This is a genomic window from Mariniflexile sp. (genome assembly GCF_041583155.1).
Lineage (GTDB): Bacteria > Bacteroidota > Bacteroidia > Flavobacteriales > Flavobacteriaceae > Mariniflexile.
Window position 1 is genome coordinate 42,199 of record NZ_JBFHGK010000013.1, and the last position, 18,188, is coordinate 60,386.

The 18,188-nt window shown below is 34.1% G+C and carries 18 protein-coding genes; 12 read left to right on the forward strand and 6 right to left on the reverse strand.

The annotated features are described in order from the left end of the window. Nucleotides 1–40: 40 nt before the first annotated feature. The 4 genes from ABYI63_RS06800 to recA form a co-directional block, all read right to left on the reverse strand. Nucleotides 41–1,447, reverse strand: coding sequence for a hypothetical protein (locus tag ABYI63_RS06800; RefSeq protein WP_372754783.1), 1,407 nt, complete (start codon nucleotides 1,445–1,447; stop codon nucleotides 41–43). Next, nucleotides 1,448–1,990, reverse strand: a complete 543-nt coding sequence (locus ABYI63_RS06805; protein ID WP_372754785.1) for an RNA polymerase sigma factor — start codon at nucleotides 1,988–1,990, stop codon at nucleotides 1,448–1,450. 28 nt (nucleotides 1,991–2,018) lie between these two features. Beyond that, complete coding sequence (locus ABYI63_RS06810; protein ID WP_372754787.1) at nucleotides 2,019–2,432, reverse strand: hypothetical protein; 414 nt, start codon at nucleotides 2,430–2,432, stop codon at nucleotides 2,019–2,021. 99 nt (nucleotides 2,433–2,531) lie between these two features. Continuing rightward, entirely contained in the window at nucleotides 2,532–3,545 is a 1,014-nt protein-coding gene (gene recA / locus ABYI63_RS06815; RefSeq protein ID WP_372754789.1) for a recombinase RecA, read from the reverse strand. 377 nt (nucleotides 3,546–3,922) lie between these two features. On the opposite strand from recA, the gene ABYI63_RS06820 reads away from it, so the two are divergent. From ABYI63_RS06820 to ABYI63_RS06860, 9 genes are all read left to right on the forward strand, one after another. Beyond that, complete coding sequence (locus ABYI63_RS06820) at nucleotides 3,923–4,996, forward strand: rhodanese-related sulfurtransferase (RefSeq protein ID WP_372754791.1); 1,074 nt, start codon at nucleotides 3,923–3,925, stop codon at nucleotides 4,994–4,996. 5 nt (nucleotides 4,997–5,001) lie between these two features. Further along, a complete protein-coding gene (locus ABYI63_RS06825) occupies nucleotides 5,002–6,246 on the forward strand; it encodes a peptidase U32 family protein (RefSeq protein ID WP_372754793.1) in 1,245 nt (414 codons plus the stop codon). Continuing rightward, nucleotides 6,246–6,476 (forward strand): ferredoxin, encoded by a 231-nt coding sequence (locus ABYI63_RS06830; protein WP_372754795.1) that lies wholly within the window; start codon nucleotides 6,246–6,248, stop codon nucleotides 6,474–6,476. Before ABYI63_RS06825 ends, ABYI63_RS06830 begins: the two co-directional genes overlap by 1 nt. 158 nt (nucleotides 6,477–6,634) lie before the next feature. Beyond that, nucleotides 6,635–7,888 carry a stage 0 sporulation family protein gene (locus tag ABYI63_RS06835; RefSeq protein ID WP_372754797.1) on the forward strand — a complete coding sequence of 418 codons (1,254 nt, stop codon included), beginning with the start codon at nucleotides 6,635–6,637 and terminating at the stop codon, nucleotides 7,886–7,888. Beyond that, nucleotides 7,875–8,369: a gliding motility lipoprotein GldH gene (locus ABYI63_RS06840; protein WP_372754799.1), complete on the forward strand. Its 495-nt coding sequence runs from the start codon at nucleotides 7,875–7,877 to the stop codon at nucleotides 8,367–8,369. The genes ABYI63_RS06835 and ABYI63_RS06840 overlap by 14 nt, the downstream gene beginning before the upstream one ends. A gap of 62 nt (nucleotides 8,370–8,431) precedes the next feature. Beyond that, on the forward strand, nucleotides 8,432–10,762 hold the full coding sequence (locus tag ABYI63_RS06845; RefSeq protein ID WP_372754801.1) for a penicillin-binding protein 1A: 2,331 nt from the start codon (nucleotides 8,432–8,434) through the stop codon (nucleotides 10,760–10,762). A 92-nt stretch (nucleotides 10,763–10,854) separates the two neighbouring features. Then, a complete protein-coding gene (locus tag ABYI63_RS06850; RefSeq protein ID WP_372754803.1) occupies nucleotides 10,855–11,556 on the forward strand; it encodes a CoA transferase subunit A in 702 nt (233 codons plus the stop codon). A gap of 105 nt (nucleotides 11,557–11,661) precedes the next feature. Next, complete coding sequence (locus ABYI63_RS06855) at nucleotides 11,662–12,321, forward strand: 3-oxoacid CoA-transferase subunit B (RefSeq protein ID WP_372754805.1); 660 nt, start codon at nucleotides 11,662–11,664, stop codon at nucleotides 12,319–12,321. Nucleotides 12,322–12,323: 2 nt separating this feature from the next. Then, a complete protein-coding gene (locus ABYI63_RS06860) occupies nucleotides 12,324–13,217 on the forward strand; it encodes an alpha/beta hydrolase (RefSeq protein ID WP_372754807.1) in 894 nt (297 codons plus the stop codon). A 348-nt stretch (nucleotides 13,218–13,565) separates the two neighbouring features. On the opposite strand, the gene ABYI63_RS06865 is transcribed toward ABYI63_RS06860, so the two are convergent. Continuing rightward, the gene (locus ABYI63_RS06865; protein ID WP_372754809.1) at nucleotides 13,566–15,245 is read right to left on the reverse strand and encodes an ABC transporter ATP-binding protein; all 1,680 of its coding nucleotides are present in this window, start codon (nucleotides 15,243–15,245) and stop codon (nucleotides 13,566–13,568) included. Nucleotides 15,246–15,311: 66 nt separating this feature from the next. Then, nucleotides 15,312–16,211: an OmpA family protein gene (locus ABYI63_RS06870; RefSeq protein ID WP_372754811.1), complete on the reverse strand. Its 900-nt coding sequence runs from the start codon at nucleotides 16,209–16,211 to the stop codon at nucleotides 15,312–15,314. 144 nt (nucleotides 16,212–16,355) lie between these two features. Here ABYI63_RS06870 and ABYI63_RS06875 point away from each other — a divergent pair, with 144 nt between their 5' ends. Genes ABYI63_RS06875 through ABYI63_RS06885 form a run of 3 tightly spaced genes read left to right on the forward strand, consistent with a single transcriptional unit; the run spans nucleotide 16,356 to nucleotide 18,149 of the window. Beyond that, entirely contained in the window at nucleotides 16,356–17,333 is a 978-nt protein-coding gene (locus tag ABYI63_RS06875) for a hypothetical protein (RefSeq protein ID WP_372754813.1), read from the forward strand. Between the two features lie 4 nt (nucleotides 17,334–17,337). Further along, on the forward strand, nucleotides 17,338–17,787 hold the full coding sequence (locus ABYI63_RS06880; protein WP_372754815.1) for a hypothetical protein: 450 nt from the start codon (nucleotides 17,338–17,340) through the stop codon (nucleotides 17,785–17,787). A 2-nt stretch (nucleotides 17,788–17,789) separates the two neighbouring features. Beyond that, a complete protein-coding gene (locus ABYI63_RS06885) occupies nucleotides 17,790–18,149 on the forward strand; it encodes a hypothetical protein (protein ID WP_372754817.1) in 360 nt (119 codons plus the stop codon). Nucleotides 18,150–18,188: the final 39 nt, after the last annotated feature.

Consider the following 18,188-nt stretch of genomic DNA (forward strand, 5'->3'; position numbering starts at 1 on the left):
CGAGCTTAAGGAAAATTAATATCTAGATCTAACCAAAAACCTAGAATTTAATAGCGAAACCGGTATAAACACCTATAAAATAAGGTGAAAAATCGCCAGAAGTGTTGTTAAATGTGTTGATTTGATATTTAAACATTGGCTCTATATTCAAGTCTATTTTCTTAGAAACCTGATAGTTTAATCCCAATCCCAAGTTTGCACTGTAACTTACATTATTAATATTACTAGCTTCGCCTAAAAAGGTACGTGTACCCGTTTCTGCCTCCGAATATATTTTATTATCACTTAAAAAGAAGGAACTAAAACCACCTATTAGGTTAATCCCAAACTTGTTATTTACAATGGCATATTGAATTTCTAAAGGTATTTCAATATATGCAAATGCTTGATTTATGGATGAGTTTGTTGTTGTAAATGCCTCTGGTTTGACGTTTATACTTTCGCTACTAATAATTGAAAGGTTATCAGGCGCATCGCTGGCAACGGCAATTACGTTTTCTAGTACGCGTGTACTAGAACTAGCGCCTACGGTATGATAAACAGCAACATCGTTAGTACTGTAACCCAAGTTTACTTTATTAATACCTGACCTAACTTTTAATTTATGGTTAACGGCATAACTGGCATGAATACCATAACTCATATTTACCTCCCCGGTTTTAGAATTGTTGTTAAATTGTGGATCAATAGATGAACCTTCACCTAAACTACTAAAATATACGGGAGCGGCATTCGGGGAAATACGCCATTTGTTTTTACCATTTTTTTTGGAAGCATTCCTTTTTGCATTCTCTACAGCCTCTTCAATGCTAACATTGTTTTTGTTTTTTTCCTCAATTTTAGTACCGGTAGTTTTTTCTTTAGAAGCATCAATAATCTCCTTTTTAGCATGTTCTAAAGCGATTAATGATTCATTATTTTGAACTGTTTTGTTTACATTAGAAGTAACTATTTCAGAATTCGTTGTCGTTTTATATTTTCCTACTGAAGCAGCAACATGATTATTTGAATTTTTAAAATTGTTATTAATGTTCGTTTTTTTATTTGAAGCTGTTCCTGATTTTAGGTTGATTAATTTAGATGCATCCGATTTGCGAATAATTTTTGAAGATTCACCATCGTTTGAAACTACTTTAGTGTTATTATCTTTGTTGGTTTCAATAGCGGTTTTAATGTTTGAACTTCGAGTTTGCTCTCTTTCAGTATCCACTACGTTTATAGTTGGATTTTTATCTGAATTATAGAAATAAGAACCACCTATCGTAAATAGTAGAGCCAGCATGGCCGCAACGCCTGCGTATTGCCACCAAATGGGTATAATGCGGCGCTTTTTCTTTTTCTTAGTTAATTCAGATTCAATGTTTTGCCAAACAGTGTCGCTAGGAGTTGCTTCAAAATCTTTAAAACGCTCCTGAAATAATCTGTCTATATGTTTTTTATCATTCATCTATAATGATTGTAAACGTTGCTTTGTTTTGTCTGTTTCAATAGTTTGTTTCAAAATTTGTCTTGCGCGAGCTAAGTTTGATTTTGAAGTGCCTATGTTTATATTTAGCATGTCTGCTATTTCTTTGTGCGAATAATCATCAAGTACGTATAAGTTAAAAACCAATCGGTACCTATCAGGTAATTGCTGTATTAATTGTAACAAATAGTCGATGGAAATAGTATCTTCATCAACTTCAATTTCTTCATCTTCAATTTGTGTATCATTTATAATATCAAAAACCTTTTCGTTTCTGTATTGCTGTAATACCGTGTTTATAGCAACGCGTTTTAGCCAACCTTCAAACGAACCTTTGTTTTTGTATTGATCAATTTTTTTAAAAATTGTTAAAAAAGCATCTTGCAAATTATCTTCTGCTTCCGCATAATTTCGCGAATACTTTAAGCACACCGAGAACAGCTTACTCGAGAAGAGTTTGTACAGTTCACTTTGTGCTTTTGTATCGTTAATTTTACAATTTTCTATGAGTTGTTCTAAACCCAACTTAACACGTTTTAATTAAAACCTAAAGTTATTCTACTACGGGTACTTCAATAGTTAAATATTGGTCCTCACCATTATCATCCTCACCTTGCCAAAACTTGAAAATATAAGAACCATTACTTGTAACAATGAAGTTAAAAGTAGCTTCTTCTGAGACATTTTCCAAAGTTTCACAATTATCATTATCATATACGATGGTAATTGGTGCTACAGTACGTTCATTTAAGTTTTTATGATAATAAAACTCTTTAAAATAATGACATGCTGTTGGTTTTAAATACGTAACCGTTATCGGGTATGTTTCTCCTAATGTAAATTCAGTAGGAATATCAACACTCTCAATAGGTAAAACTTCAAAGCTATAATTCACACTATTATCGTTGTCCAAACTACAAGATGTAGCGAAAATTAAAGCTAAACCTAGGGCGATTAACTTTTTCATTGTTTCTTTTTTTTGCTTTTTTATTTGTAGATGCAATTTTTTTAAAATGGTTGCGTATTTGAAGCAAAAAAAAATCCCGATAAGTCGGGATTTTTAAGTTTATTCACCAGCAGAAGCTGCTTTGGCTACAAGCCTTACTTTGGCTTCAAGCTCGTCCATAAGTTCTGGATTATCTTTTATAAGTGCCTTTACCGCATCACGACCTTGCCCTAATTTTGTGTCTTCATAGCTAAACCAAGAACCGCTTTTTTTAACGATTTCGTTTTCTACGGCAATATCTAAAATTTCACCTACTTTACTAACGCCTTCGCCATACATTATATCAAATTCCGCTGTTCTAAACGGTGGTGCCACTTTGTTTTTAACCACTTTTACACGGGTTTTATTACCAGATACGCTACCGTCAGTTTCTTTAATTTGTGTAGATCTGCGAATATCTAATCTTACCGAAGCGTAAAATTTCAAGGCATTACCACCTGTAGTTGTTTCTGGGTTACCGAACATAACACCAATTTTTTCACGTAACTGGTTAATAAAAATTACGGTACAATTCGTTTTACTAATTGAAGCTGTTAGTTTTCTTAGTGCTTGAGACATTAATCGGGCATGTAACCCCATTTTTGAGTCACCCATTTCACCTTCAATCTCACTCTTTGGTGTTAAAGCAGCAACCGAATCGACCACGACTATATCAATAGCTCCTGAACGGATTAAATTATCTGCAATTTCTAAAGCCTGCTCACCGTTATCTGGTTGCGAAATGATTAAATTTTCTAAATCAACACCTAATTTTTCGGCATAAAATCTATCAAAAGCATGCTCCGCATCAATAAAGGCGGCAATACCACCTGCTTTTTGAGCCTCAGCAATGGCATGTAACGTTAGGGTTGTTTTACCCGAAGATTCTGGTCCGTAAATTTCAATTACACGTCCGCGTGGATAACCACCAACACCTAAAGCAATATCTAAACCTAAAGAACCGGATGAAATAGCATCAACATCAACAACCGCTTGGTCGCTCATTTTCATTACAGTACCTTTTCCGTAGGCCTTATCTAGTTTATCTAATGTAAGTTTAAGTGCTTTTAATTTTGCTTCTTTTTCGCTGCTCATTTTTGTTTTTTATTTTCTAAAGTAATGGATGCTAAAATACTATAAGTTTTGTCATCTTACAATTTTATAACGCAACCTTTATGAACATTCTGCATCTACTATAAAATCGGGAAGGATATTGCTATGAAATGTGCTATAGTTATATGTTGATTCTGATCAAGTATAATATGTAGCGGTTTGCATTTGAAGACTATTTTTATTAATATAATCGGATGTAAACTTATCTAAAGTGTACTTTTTAAGTAGACTAGCTCGAATTTTTCTTTGAAGCATCTATGTAAAATTAGATGCTTTTTTTATGTTTATTAGTGTCGTTTTTTCAAAAAGTGTACTTTTGCACCTTAAAATAATTCTTTAACCTTAAAAATTAGTATAGCATGCAACTGTACAATAAATTAAGCGCAAAAGAAAGAGCCGAATTAATTGACCAAGCAGGAAAAAGTCGATTAACACTTTCTTTTTACCAATACGCTAATATTGGAAATCCACAAATTTTACGCGATCACTTATTCCTAACCTGGGATAGTCTGGAAGTTTTAGGCAGAATTTATGTTGCTCATGAAGGCATTAACGCCCAACTTTCATTACCAGCCGATCGGTTTAACGAATTTAAAAACCACTTAGATAGCATCGATTTTTTAAAAGATATTCGATTGAATATTGCTGTGGAGCAGGATAACAAATCGTTTTTAAAGCTGAAAGTGAAAGTACGCGACAAAATAGTTGCCGATGGTTTAAATGACCAAACCTTTGATGTTACCAACAAAGGTATTCACTTAAAAGCGGAAGATTTTAATAAGTATATAGAAGATGAAAACACCGTTTTGGTTGATATGCGTAACCATTACGAAAGTGAAATTGGGCATTTTAAAAATGCCATTACGCCAGATGTGGATACGTTTCGAGAGTCTTTAGATATTATTGAAGCCGATTTAAAAGACCATAAAGAAGACAAAAATTTAGTAATGTACTGCACCGGCGGCATTCGTTGTGAAAAAGCCAGTGCCTATTTTAAGCACAAAGGGTTTAAAAATGTGTTTCAGTTGGAAGGCGGTATTATTGAATACACCCGTCAAATAAAAGAACAAAATCTTGAAAATAAATTTTTAGGACAAAATTTTGTGTTTGATGACAGACGTGCTGAACGTATAAGTGATGATGTAATAGCCAGTTGTCACCAATGCGGCGAACCTTTTGATGTGCATACTAACTGTGCAAACCAAGCCTGCCATTTACTGTTTATTCAATGTCCGAAATGTAAGCAAGAAATGGAAAACTGTTGCTCTACGACCTGTATGGAAATTAATAGATTGCCTTTTGAAGAGCAAAAAGAACTAAGAAAAGGTCAAGGTAATAGCAACGACATTTTCAAAAAAGGCCGTGCGGAACATTTGCCATATAAAAAGGACCTAAGAAACATTTTTGATCATTTCCAGAAAAAACAAAACTAAAAGTTATGCAGAAAATTGAACTAATGGCACCCGCAGGAAACTTTGAATCGTTGCAGGCTGCACTAGATAACGGCGCCGATTCTGTTTATTTTGGTGTTGAACAATTAAACATGCGAGCCAGAGCATCTATAAATTTCACTTTAGATGACCTTCAGGAAATATCAAAACGCTGTAAAGAAAAAAACGTTAGAACGTATTTAACCCTAAATACGATTATTTACGATCATGATTTATCCATCGTAAAAACCCTAATCAATAAAGCAAAAGAAGCAAATATTACAGCGGTTATTGCCATGGATCAAGCCGTTATTATGGCTGCTCGCGAAGTTGGTATGGAAGTGCATATCTCCACCCAAATTAATATCACCAATATCGAAACGGTTAAGTTCTATGCCCTATTTGCCGATACTATGGTGTTGAGTCGTGAGTTAAGTTTAAGACAGGTGAAAAAAATAACCGAGCAGATTGAAAAAGATCAAATAAAAGGCCCTTCAGGTAAATTAATTGAAATCGAAATTTTTGGTCACGGTGCGTTGTGTATGGCGGTTTCGGGTAAATGTTACATGAGCCTGCATGCGTACAATTCATCTGCAAATCGAGGCGCTTGCAAACAAAATTGCCGTAAAAAATACACGGTGATTGAACAGGAAACTGGTTTTGAAATGGAGCTTGATAATGAATACATTATGTCTCCTAAAGATTTATGTACCATCGATATTTTAGATCAGGTTGTTGATGCTGGTATTACCGTTTTAAAAATTGAAGGTCGTGGTCGCGCTCCAGAATATGTAGCTAAAGTAATTGCTTGTTACCGTGCAGCTATAGATAGTTTAGAGAACCAAACCTACGATAAAGCTAAAGTAATTACATGGATGCAGGAACTAGAAAAGGTGTACAACCGTGGGTTCTGGAATGGCTATTATTTAGGTCAGAAATTAGGCGAATGGAGCAATGGCTCTGGGTCGCATGCTACTCAAAAGAAAGTATATATTGGTAAGGGAACTCACTTTTTCCCAAAACCACAAATAGGCGAATTTAAAATTGAAGCCTTCGATATCACAATTGGTGACACCATTTTAATAACTGGACCAACAACAGGAGCCAAAGAACTGGAGGTGAGTGACATGATGGTAAACGACCAAAAACAAACTAAAGGTAGCAAAGGCGATTTGGTTACCATTCCATTAGGTTTTAGAATTAGACCGTCGGACAAATTGTATAAAATTGTTGAAGAAAAAGTGGAAGCCTAATGGTAGTTATCACCTTACAACGCAACAAATGTATTGGCTGTAATTATTGTGTGGAGTTGGCTCCAAAACAGTTTCAAATGTCTAAAAAAGATGGGAAATCGGTTTTGTTGCATGCCACAGATAAAAAAGGTTTTTTTACATTAAAGTCAAATGAACATGAAATTTTAGAAGCTTCAGAAAATGCTTCTAAGGCTTGTCCGGTAAAAATAATTTCAGTTAAATTAGTTTAAAACAAGATTAAAAACACGCATGATTTTTTAAAATATCATGATAATTTAGCATCTTTTTTAAAGTAAGCATAATAATCTTATCTTTACCTTTTAAAATAAGTATGAACCTTCTTTCGTTAAAACTCTGGTTTTAAACGAAATCAATATATAAAAAACATATGGCTTGTAACAGTTGTTCAACTGGAAAAGACGGTCAACCTAAAGGATGTAAAAGTAATGGCACTTGCGGCACAGATAGTTGTAATAAACTAACGGTGTTCGATTGGTTAGCTAATATGTCGCTTCCTAATGGTGAAAAACCGTTCGCTTGGGTTGAAGTTCGTTTTAAAAACGGTAGAAAAGAATACTATCACAACACCGATAACTTAACTTTAAGTATTGGCGATGTGGTAGCTACACAAGCACAATCTGGTCATGATATTGGCATGGTTACTCTTGTTGGGGAATTGGTGCGCGTTCAAATGAAGCGTAAAAACATCTCTGAAAAACCAGAAGAAACTTTAAAAATTTACCGTAAAGCCAACCAAAAAGATATTGATATCTGGCAGGAAGCACGCGATAGAGAAGAACCAATGAAGGTGCGTGCCCGTCAATTCGCTATCGATTTGAAACTTGAAATGAAAATTTCAGATATCGAATTTCAGGGGGATGCAAGCAAAGCAACGTTTTATTATACTGCAGAAGAACGTGTCGATTTTAGAGAACTTATAAAAGTGTTCGCACGCGAATTTAGAATTCGAATAGAGATGAAGCAAGTAGGGTTTCGTCAAGAAGCATCCAGACTTGGTGGTATTGGCTCTTGTGGTCGCGAATTGTGTTGTTCTACCTGGTTAACCGATTTTCGTTCTGTAAGTACTTCAGCAGCACGTTATCAGCAATTATCATTAAATCCGTTAAAATTAGCGGGTCAATGTGGTAAGTTAAAATGTTGTTTAAATTACGAGTTAGATAGTTACCTAGATGCTTTAAAAAGCTTCCCGAAAACAGAAATTAAACTTCAAACCGAAAAAGGAACAGCAGTTTGCCAAAAAACCGATATTTTTAAAGGGCATATGTGGTATGCCTATGAAGGTGAATGGGCAAATTGGCATAAAATAACTACGCAGCAAGCTAACGAGATAATTGCTTTAAATAAGAAAAATCAAAAAATCATCAGTCTTGAAGAATATGCTTTAGAGCTTACAGAAGAAATTAAAACTGAGTTTGAAAATGTTGTTGGTCAAGATAGTTTAACACGTTTTGATAGTCCAAAACCCAATAAAAAACGTAGAAATAACAGAAGGAAACCAAATCAAGGCAATAAAAATGCTGCACCCGATAAAAAACCAAACCAGCAAGGTGTTAAAAAAAGTAATAACAGAAACAAAAAAAACAGAAACAAACCTCAAAACACTAAAAATGTGCAGAAATAATGTGCCTTTGTTTTTTTTGATATTGTTTTTTGTGTTTACATCCTGCGATCCTAATCGTATTTATGATGTGTACCATCCAATTCCAAATAAATGGCACAAAGATTCGGTTGTTAGCTTTAATATAAAAGCCCCAGATTCTACAAATGCCTACAATTTGTTTGTTAATTTAAGAAATACGAATACTTATAAATACAATAATTTATATCTAATAGTTGAAATGGTATTTCCTCACGGAAAAACGGTAACGGATACCTTAGAATATAAAATGGCAGACCCAACTGGTAAGTTTTTAGGAACAGGTTTAACCGATGTTAAAGAAAACAAACTTTGGTATAAAGAACAGGTTGTTTTTAGAGAAAAGGGGGAATATAAAGTGAACATACAACAGGCTATGCGTGAAAACGGGAAGGTAAATGGTGTGGTGGCTTTGGAAGGTATTACCGATGTGGGCTTCAGAATAGAAAAACCTAGTAAAAAATAATAATTTAATGTCTCTTCGAGTGTCCTGATTTTTCTTCGGGACGTATTTACAAATTAAAGTACATGGCAACAAAAAAAACAACACCGGCAACTCAGGACTTTTCAAAATACATTCGTTGGTTCTGGCTAACCTTTATAGCAGGTATTTTCTTAGTGATATTAGTTTTCTTATTTGCTTCTTGGGGTCTTTTTGGTGAGATGCCAGATCATACCGTTCTAGAAAATCCTAAAACAAATTTAGCAACTGAAATTATTTCTTCTGATGGAAAAACCTTGGGTAAATTCTATTTAAACGATAATAGAACACCTGTAAGTTATGATGAGCTTCCTAAGCACTTAGTTGAAGCCTTATTAGCCACCGAAGATGCCCGTTTTCATAACCATTCAGGTATTGATGCTATTGGAACTTTACGAGCCATTGTTAAGTTAGGAAGTGGCGGTGGTGCTAGTACTATTTCCCAGCAATTAGCGAAGCAATTATTTCATGGTGAAGGTTCTAAAAATAAGGTGGGTAGGATGACACAAAAAATAAAAGAATGGATTATTGCCACCCGTTTAGAACGTCAATATACTAAAGAAGAGATTATTGCTCAGTATTTTAATATTTACGACTTTTTAAATAATGCTGATGGTATTAGAAGTGCAGCAAGAATCTATTTTGGAAAAGAGCCAAAGGAGTTGAATTTAAAAGAGTCTGCCATGCTTGTTGGGATGTTTAAAAATTCATCATTATTCAACCCAAGAAAACGTCCGGAGTTAACGCTAGAGCGTAGAAACGTGGTTTTGGCACAAATGGAAAAATACGATTATATAGACGAAAAAGTGAAGGATTCACTTCAAAAAACGGATTTAGATTTAAATTATACTCCAGAATCTCATCGTGAAGGTATTGCTACTTATTTCAGAACTTATTTGGATGGATTCATGAAGGATTGGATAAAAAACAACCCGAAACCTGATGGGTCTAAATACAGTTTGTACAACGATGGATTAAAAGTGTACACAACCATCGATTCACGTATGCAATTATATGCTGAAAATGCTGTACAACAGCATATGTCTCAGTTACAAACGGCTTTTTTTAAACAAAATACACCCGAGCGCAACAAAACAGCTCCTTTTTTAGATTTAACTACTGAAGAAATCCAAAAGTTAATGAAAAATGCCATGAAGCAATCGGAACGCTGGCGAAAAATGAAATACGACTTGGGTAAATCGGACAAAGATATTGAAGCTTCTTTTTATAAACCAACAGACATGTCGGTATTTGCTTGGAAGAATGGAAAAGCCGTTGAGGTTGATACTATAATGAAACCAATAGATTCTATCCGTTATTACAAAACATTTTTACGTACTGGTATGATGTCTATGGATCCACAAACAGGCTATGTGAAAGCATGGGTAGGTGGTATTAATTACAGACATTTTCAATATGATATGGTAAAGCAAGGTAAACGACAAGTAGGTTCTACATTTAAGCCGTTTGTTTATGCTACTGCTATAGACCAGTTGCATTACTCGCCTTGTGATATTTTTCCAGATATCCCTTTTTGTATAGAGAAAGGAAAGTATGGAAATGTGGAAGATTGGTGCCCTAAAAACTCTGGTGGCGATTATGGAGGTACTAGAACCCTAAAAGATGCTTTAGCAAATTCGGTAAATACCATTACTGCTCAATTAATGGATAAGGTTGGTCCTAAACCTATTATAGATATGGTGAAAAAATTAGGAATTGAATCTGATATTCCTGCGGTACCTTCAATCGCTTTGGGAACGGCCGATTTAAGTGTTTACGAAATGGTATCGGCCTATGCCGCTTTTGCCAACAAAGGTGTTTATACGAAACCTGTTATGGTAACCACCATTGAAGATAAAAACGGTACGATCTTATACCAGTTTAAGCCAGAAACACGCGATGTTTTGGGTGAAGAAGAAGCCTATGTTACTGTAAAATTATTAGAAGGTGTTACGCAACATGGCTCTGGAGCGAGATTAAAAAGAACAGGCGAACCTTATGGGGTTTATAAAGAAATTATAACAGGATTCCCTTATGCATTTACGAACCCAATTGCAGGAAAAACAGGAACTACACAAAACCAAAGTGATGGTTGGTTTATGGGTATGGTGCCAAACCTTGTAACAGGTGTTTGGGTAGGAGGTGAAGATAGAGCGGTACATTTCAGATCTATTACTTATGGTCAAGGTGCTTCCATGGCATTGCCTATTTGGGGATTATTTATGAAGAGTTGTTATGCAGATAAAACTTTGGATGTTTCAACAGGAAATTTTGAAGCGCCACTAAGACTTTCAATAAATGTAGATTGTTCAAAGACATCTGGAAACGGTATGAATGAGGGTGATTCTGGTAATACGCCCGACGATTTGAATTTTTAAATCATCATAATTTTAATATAAAACTTAAACCATTCTTTTCGGAATGGTTTTTTTATTTCGTATTTTTAAGAAGCATTAAACTTAATAATAAGATGATTAATAAAAAAGTAGCTAACGTTAATGAAGCTTTAAAAGGAGTTTCTGATAACATGACTTTCATGTTTGGGGGGTTCGGATTAAGTGGTATTCCTGAAAATGCCATTGCGCAGTTGGTGAAACTAGGTGTAAAGGGTTTAACATGTATTTCAAACAATGCCGGAGTAGACGATTTTGGTTTAGGATTGCTTCTTCAAAAACATCAAATTAAAAAGATGATATCGTCTTACGTTGGAGAAAATGAGGAATTCGAACGTCAGATGTTATCTGGCGAATTAGATGTTGAACTCATTCCGCAAGGGACTCTAGCCGAACGTTGTCGTGCAGCACAGGCAGGCTTTCCTGCTATTTATACACCGGCAGGGTTTGGTACAGAAGTTGCTGAAGGTAAAGAAACTCGAGAGTTTGATGGTAAAATGTACGTTCTAGAATATGCATTTAAGGCCGATTTTGCTTTTGTGAAAGCCTGGAAAGGAGATGCTGCAGGTAATTTAATTTTTAAAGGAACCGCCAGAAATTTTAATCCGAATATGTGTGGTGCAGCCAAAATTACGGTTGCTGAAGTGGAAGAATTAGTGCCTTTAGGAACCTTAGATCCAAATCAAATACATATCCCAGGTATTTTTGTTCAACGCATTTTTCAGGGAGAAAAGTTTGAAAAGCGTATCGAACAACGAACTGTAAGACAAAAAATGTAATAAGTTAAAAGTTATAAGTACTTAAAGTTCACTTAAGTTAAATTAACAAAGCGTTACTTTGAGAACTTTAGATACTTATAACTTTAGGTATTTAAAACTTAGATTATGCTAGATAAAATAGGAATCGCAAAGCGAATCGCTAAAGAGGTAAAAAACGGCTATTACGTAAATTTAGGCATTGGTATTCCAACTTTGGTTGCTAACTATGTTCGGGATGATATAGAAGTTGAATTTCAAAGTGAAAATGGGGTATTAGGTATGGGACCTTTTCCTTTTGAGGGCGAAGAAGATGCCGATGTAATTAACGCCGGTAAACAAACTATTACGACATTGCCAGGCGCCAGTTTTTTTGACTCTGCAATGAGTTTCTCTATGATTAGGGGTAAACATGTTGATTTAACAATTTTAGGGGCCATGGAGGTAGCTGAAAATGGCGATATAGCCAATTGGAAAATACCAGGACGTATGGTGAAAGGTATGGGGGGAGCTATGGATTTAGTTGCTAGTGCAGAAAACATCATCGTTGCCATGATGCATACTAATAAAGTAGGCGAATCAAAATTACTAAAACAATGTACTTTGCCTTTAACAGGTGTTGGTTGCGTAAAAAAAATTGTTACCAATATGGCGGTTTTAGAGGTCACAAAAAATGGCTTCAAGCTTTTAGAACGCGCCCCAGGCGTTTCTGTTGAAGCCGTAATTAAAGCCACTGAAGGTACATTGATTGTGGAAGGTGAAATTCCAGAAATGGATATAAATAGTTAAAATTGAAAAAAAGATATAAATTTTTAATTGCCCTAGTGTTGTTTTTAGGAATAGCAGGATATGTAATTTTAATACATGTGCTTCCGTATTCCATAATAATACCACCAAGAGTTACTTCTATTGACTATTTTGAAAATGGTACTACCCAATATGATAAAGTGGATGTGGTTTCTTTTGATAAGACAAAATTAAAAGGCTTTCATGTAAAATCGTCCTTAGGTAAACCTAAAGCGTCCATTATTTTAGTTCATGGTATTGGTGGCTGTAAAGAACATTTTACTGATCTTGCGATTAATCTTGCTGAAAATGGGTATGATAGTTGGCTTTTTGATAATAGAGCGCATGGTGAGAGTGAAGGGCGCTATACTACTTATGGTGATTTTGAGAAGAAAGATATAAAAGCTATTGTGAATGCCATTAAAAAGAAAACACCCGATACAAAGGTGGCTATTTGGGGTAATTCATTAGGTGGCGCTATTGCTATTCAAGCGATTGAATATGATAAACGGATAGAGTTTGGGATTATTGAGAGTACCTTTTCCGATCTCCGGCAAATAGTGTATGATTACCAGAAGCGTTTTTTATTCGACATAGGTATTGAATTTGCCTCTAATATAGCATTAAACGAAGCTGGGCAAATCGCTAAATTTAATCCAGATAGGGTTTCTCCAATTGAATCTGTAAAACACATTACGCAACCCATACTTATTTCACATGGTGATAAAGACACAAATATTAGTGTGGAATATGGCAAAGCCTTATATGAAAATTTGGCTTCAAAAGATAAAACCTTGGTTTTAGTAAAAGGAGGAGGTCATCATAATTTAGCGGCAATTGGGGGGCAAGCATATCCTAAAAAACTCCTAAACTTTTTAGAAGCACATTCTTCAAAATAAATTAGAGTTAAGCTTTAAAAAGGGATTTTTAATTTTCAACTTCAGAAGTCACAAAAAAGAAGTAATTAGACTACAAATAATGTTTAAATGTTAAAAAAATACGTATTTTAGCGAATAATTATGTTTTTAGACCGAAACTTTTGAAAAAACGTATATCTTAGCAGTACCCAAATTTACCAAACAGAATAAATAGATTTCCCCAAATCTACCATAAACTTAAAGCTTATGAATTTTGCAACAAATCTACCTGAACAACCTACGATTTCTGAGAGTAAATTCAAAAAAAACCTACGTTTGAATTTACAATTTATTAAAAGCTTACTTTATTTAACGAAGAAGATATTTATGCTATAATCCTTTTGGAATGGCAGCTATCAACTTTTTAGTATACTCTGTTTTGGGCGAAGCGTATATAACATCCGCATCGTCCAATTCTTCTATTTTACCTTTATTCATAACTAACAATTGGTCACTCATATATTTCACAACCGCTAAATCATGCGAAATGAAAATATAGGTGAAACCAAATGTTTCTTTAAGATTATTAAGCAGGTTTAGTACTTGTGCTTGTACCGAAATATCTAAAGCAGAAACAGATTCGTCGCAAACAATTAATTTAGGCTGTAAGCCAATGGTTCTAGCAATACCAATGCGTTGACGTTGCCCACCTGAAAATTCATGAGGATACCGATCAAAATGCGCTTCCGAGAGTCCTACTTTATTTAATATTTCAATAGTTTTTTCTTTTCGCTCAGCATCATTATTATAAAGTTGATGTACTTTCATTGGCTCCATAATGGCTTCACCTACGGGTATTCTGGGGTTTAATGATGAATAAGGGTCTTGGAAAATAATTTGAATATCTTTTCTTAGGGTTTTAATTTCGGAATTTGAAAGCTTTGTAATGTCAACGCCGTTGTACAGAATTTGTCCTGCTGTGGCCTTATCCAGCTGAAGTATGGCATTTCCGAGTGTTGATTTTCCGCAACCAGATTCTCCTACCAATCCCAAAGTCTCCCCTTCATACAATTTAAAACTTACATCATCAACCGCTTTAAATACATTCGGTTTTGTAAACCAACCAGATTTGGATATATAAGCTTTTTCAACATTAATAACTTCTAATAGAGCTGGTTTACTGTATAATTTTTCATGATTCATTTGGCGTTCTTCCGAGCTTATAATTTCATGCTTGGTGGTGTTATTCAAATAATCTTGAATGGTTGGCAGTACTTTTAATCGTGTTTTTAAAGACGGACGTGAATTGATTAACGCTTTGGTATAAACGTGTTCTGGTGTGTTAAAAATGGTTTTAACGGCACCTTGTTCCACAATATCCCCTTTATACATTACCAATACCCGATGTGCTATTTCCGATATTAACGATAAATCGTGGGTAATAAATATGATGCTCATTTTGGTTGAAGCTTGAAGCTCCTTAAGCAACTTTATTATTTCCTTCTGCACAGTGACATCCAAAGCCGTGGTGGGTTCGTCCGCAATTAAAATGTCTGGTTTACAGCTTATGGCCATAGCAATCATAACCCGTTGTTTTTGACCACCAGAAATTTCATGCGGATAGGCATTATAAACGCGTGCGGGATCTGGAAGTTTTACCTTTTCAAAAAGTGAGATTGTTTCTTCTTTGGCGGCTTGTTTAGATAATTTAGTATGCTGTAATAAAATTTCTTGAACCTGTTTGCCACAAGTCATCGATGGGTTTAAAGAACTCATTGGTTCTTGAAAAATCATCGCTATTTTTTTTCCTCTAATACCTTGAAATGTTTTCGAAGATAATTTTGTTAAGTCCTCGCCATTATAAAGAATACTACCAGAAGATATTTTTGAAATTTTCTTTGGAAGCAATCCTAGGATGGCTAATGATGATACCGATTTGCCTGAACCCGATTCACCAACAATACCTAATATTTCATTTTGATTTAAGTGATATGAAATATGATGAATGACCTCGTTGTTTCCAAATGAAATGGATAAATCGGAAACTTTTAAAATTATATTATTTGGCATGAGTAAATATAAAGACTTTATCAAATTAAAGAAAACATAAGAACATTATAATTGTAAGCTTCATTTTTATTTTCTGATAATAAAAGTTATATCTACTCGTCTTGCTTCTTGTTCGGTATTTGCCTTATAGTCTACGCCATGGTACATGGATACTATTCTTGTGGGATGTACACCTAGTGCAACTAAAGCTGTTTTTACAGATTCTGTACGACGCATCGATAAATTTTGGTTGTGAAGGGCGCTTCCTTTGTTACTTGTAAAACCTTTTAGTAACACATCTATATTGTCATTATCTTTTAAGATGGATACGACATTACGAATAATTTCAGTTTGAGAGGTGTCAATAGCTACCGAATTGTTTTCAAAGTATAATTGAGATTTAAAGTCTCCGTATTTTTTTGATAGCAAGATGTATGCTGATGGTGTGCTGTCTAGAATATTTAGGTTCTTTTGTTGCTTTTCTGTCTGCAGCCTTTTTTTTATAAGTGTAGTAATAGAATCTATTTCAGTTTGTAGTAATGGTCTGTTCATTTTTGTATTGATAGGACGGATGGTTTCTTGGCGTAAACTAGGGTCGTTTTTGCGGTAGATATCCAAAAACCAGTTTAAGCTATCAATTTTAAGCTGCAACACTTCCAATTGGGTTTTTAGGGGCAAATTTTCATTAAAAGATTGCGAAGGCATAATTGTTTTCGTGTTTAAGGAACCAAATACAGTTTCTAAACTTTCAACCTTTTTATACAAAAGATTTATATCAGCGTTTAATCGTAAATTATCTGAATTAACTGGTTGATTGTCAATTAAATTTCGTATCTTATAGTGTCTTTGCTTAGCTTCTACAATTCTAGTAATAATAGCGTTTAAGTCTTTTTCAGAAAGTCGAATAATACTTTGGTTTGTCGAATCTAATTGCGCGCCAACAGTCAAAGAAAAAAGGCTGATTAATAATAAAAATAGCTTGTACATAGTCTTTTATATTTTATAAAATCAAAATAGCATGACCTTAAAAGTACGATTTGGTTGCTGATTTTTATTTAATAAACACGACTTTTTTATAAGTAACTGGCTCATTAATAGAACTTACTCCTTAACTAATTAAATAATTATTATATGAAAACAAAACTATTAACACTAGGAATTCTCGCTTTAGCAATTATAAGTTGTACAAGTGGAGATAAAAAAGCAGACCAATCTTTGATTAAAGATGGCGCATCCAATGAATATGTAGCAACAAATGCAGATTCTATTAACCTCTATAACTCAAAATTAGGGTTGTTAAGCACGCAAAAAGTTGAAAAAGTAAAACTTATCGACGAATTATCTGAGCAAAGAGATTCATTAAAGGCGGTTTTAACGCAGTTGGAAGTATCTATGAAAGCCATTAACGAAAAAAAACTTAATCCGGGCATAGAAGGCGTTAACCGTAAACTTGATGAACTGAAAGGTCAAAAGGAAAATTTGCAGGAACAAACTTCTTTGCAAAAGAAAGAAGTAGCATTGGCTCTTAAAAAAATTGAAATTTTAAATGAAGAGAAAAATGTTTACCAAGAACAAAAAAAGGCTCTGTACGATAAAGGGGCACCACCGGCTGCATTTAAAAATGTAGATACCTTATTGAATAGTATTAACTCTAAAATACTTATTCAGAATGATGTGGTAAAAAACATAAATAGAAGTGTAGCAGATGCTGAAGAACAGATTATTAGGATTTCTGGTCAAAGAGATGCACTTAGCAAAAAAATTAGAAGTAATTACGATACTCAACTTATCATAACCGAGTTTAATGCCGATGAAAAAGTAAGACTTGAAGAACAAATTTCTAAAATTAATGACATTTTAAACACGCTGTTAAGCGAAAAATCAAATTTAGATACTGATTATAAGTTGTTAGCCGCCAAAATATCCAATCTAGATACCCCTTTAACTACAGATAAAGCCCTAGAGGACGATGGTGTATTGAACAAAGAAGAGAAATCGGGTAAATCTGGTTTGGCCTTTATAATAATAGTTACCATTGGCTTAATAATGGGTGCATTATACATGATTGGAAAGAGAAGAAGCAATAGAGTTAACCATAAAAAGAAATAATATCATGGCAACGAAAAAAATTACAAAAACAACTACTAAAGATAAAAGTAATAAGGGCTTTTTAAAATCTTTAATAGAAAATGTTACCGAAAATGTTGCGGAAGGCGCAACTTATGTGGCTGAAGGTGCATCATTTGTTACCGAAAAATTTAAAGAAACCACAGCTAAGGCATATGTAGCAAGTGCAGAATTGGTAGAGGAAGCGAATGAAAAGATTCATCATTTTACCGATAAGCAGGCTTTAAATAAAGAAAAACACAAATTAGAAGCTGCTCAAGAAACACTAACTTTTAAGTTCGGAGAATTAACATTAGCACATTATTTAAAAAACGATTCATTGCATAAAACGTTTTTAAATACAAAAGCAATAGATAATCTGGTGTTAGAATATAAGGCAAATCAAAAATTGTTGCTTAAAGTTGAAAAACAACTAATTAAACTAGAAAATGAATAGTTATGAAATATATTATAATTTACCTATACCTAGCGATTAACGCCTTTTTATTGATACTAAATTTCAATCTATTTTCAACATCTATTAATATCGATTTAGGCTTCGGAATTTTTCAAATGCCACCATTAATTCTTGTTCAGGTAATAGGTTTAGTGGCATTAATAGCTTTTGCAATAATCGACGGCTTTAAAGAACTAAGAAGGGAAGTAGAAGTTTCCGAATTTCAAAAAACAATTTTAGGCCTAGAAAAGGATTCTTTGATAAACAACCTTCAGCATAAATTAAAATCTAATAATACAATAGAAGTTATTCCAAATAATGAAGTAGTTGAAAAAGAAGTTGTTGGTAAAGAAGTGGTTTAAAAGTATTTAATAATAAAACAACATGCTTACATATGAGAA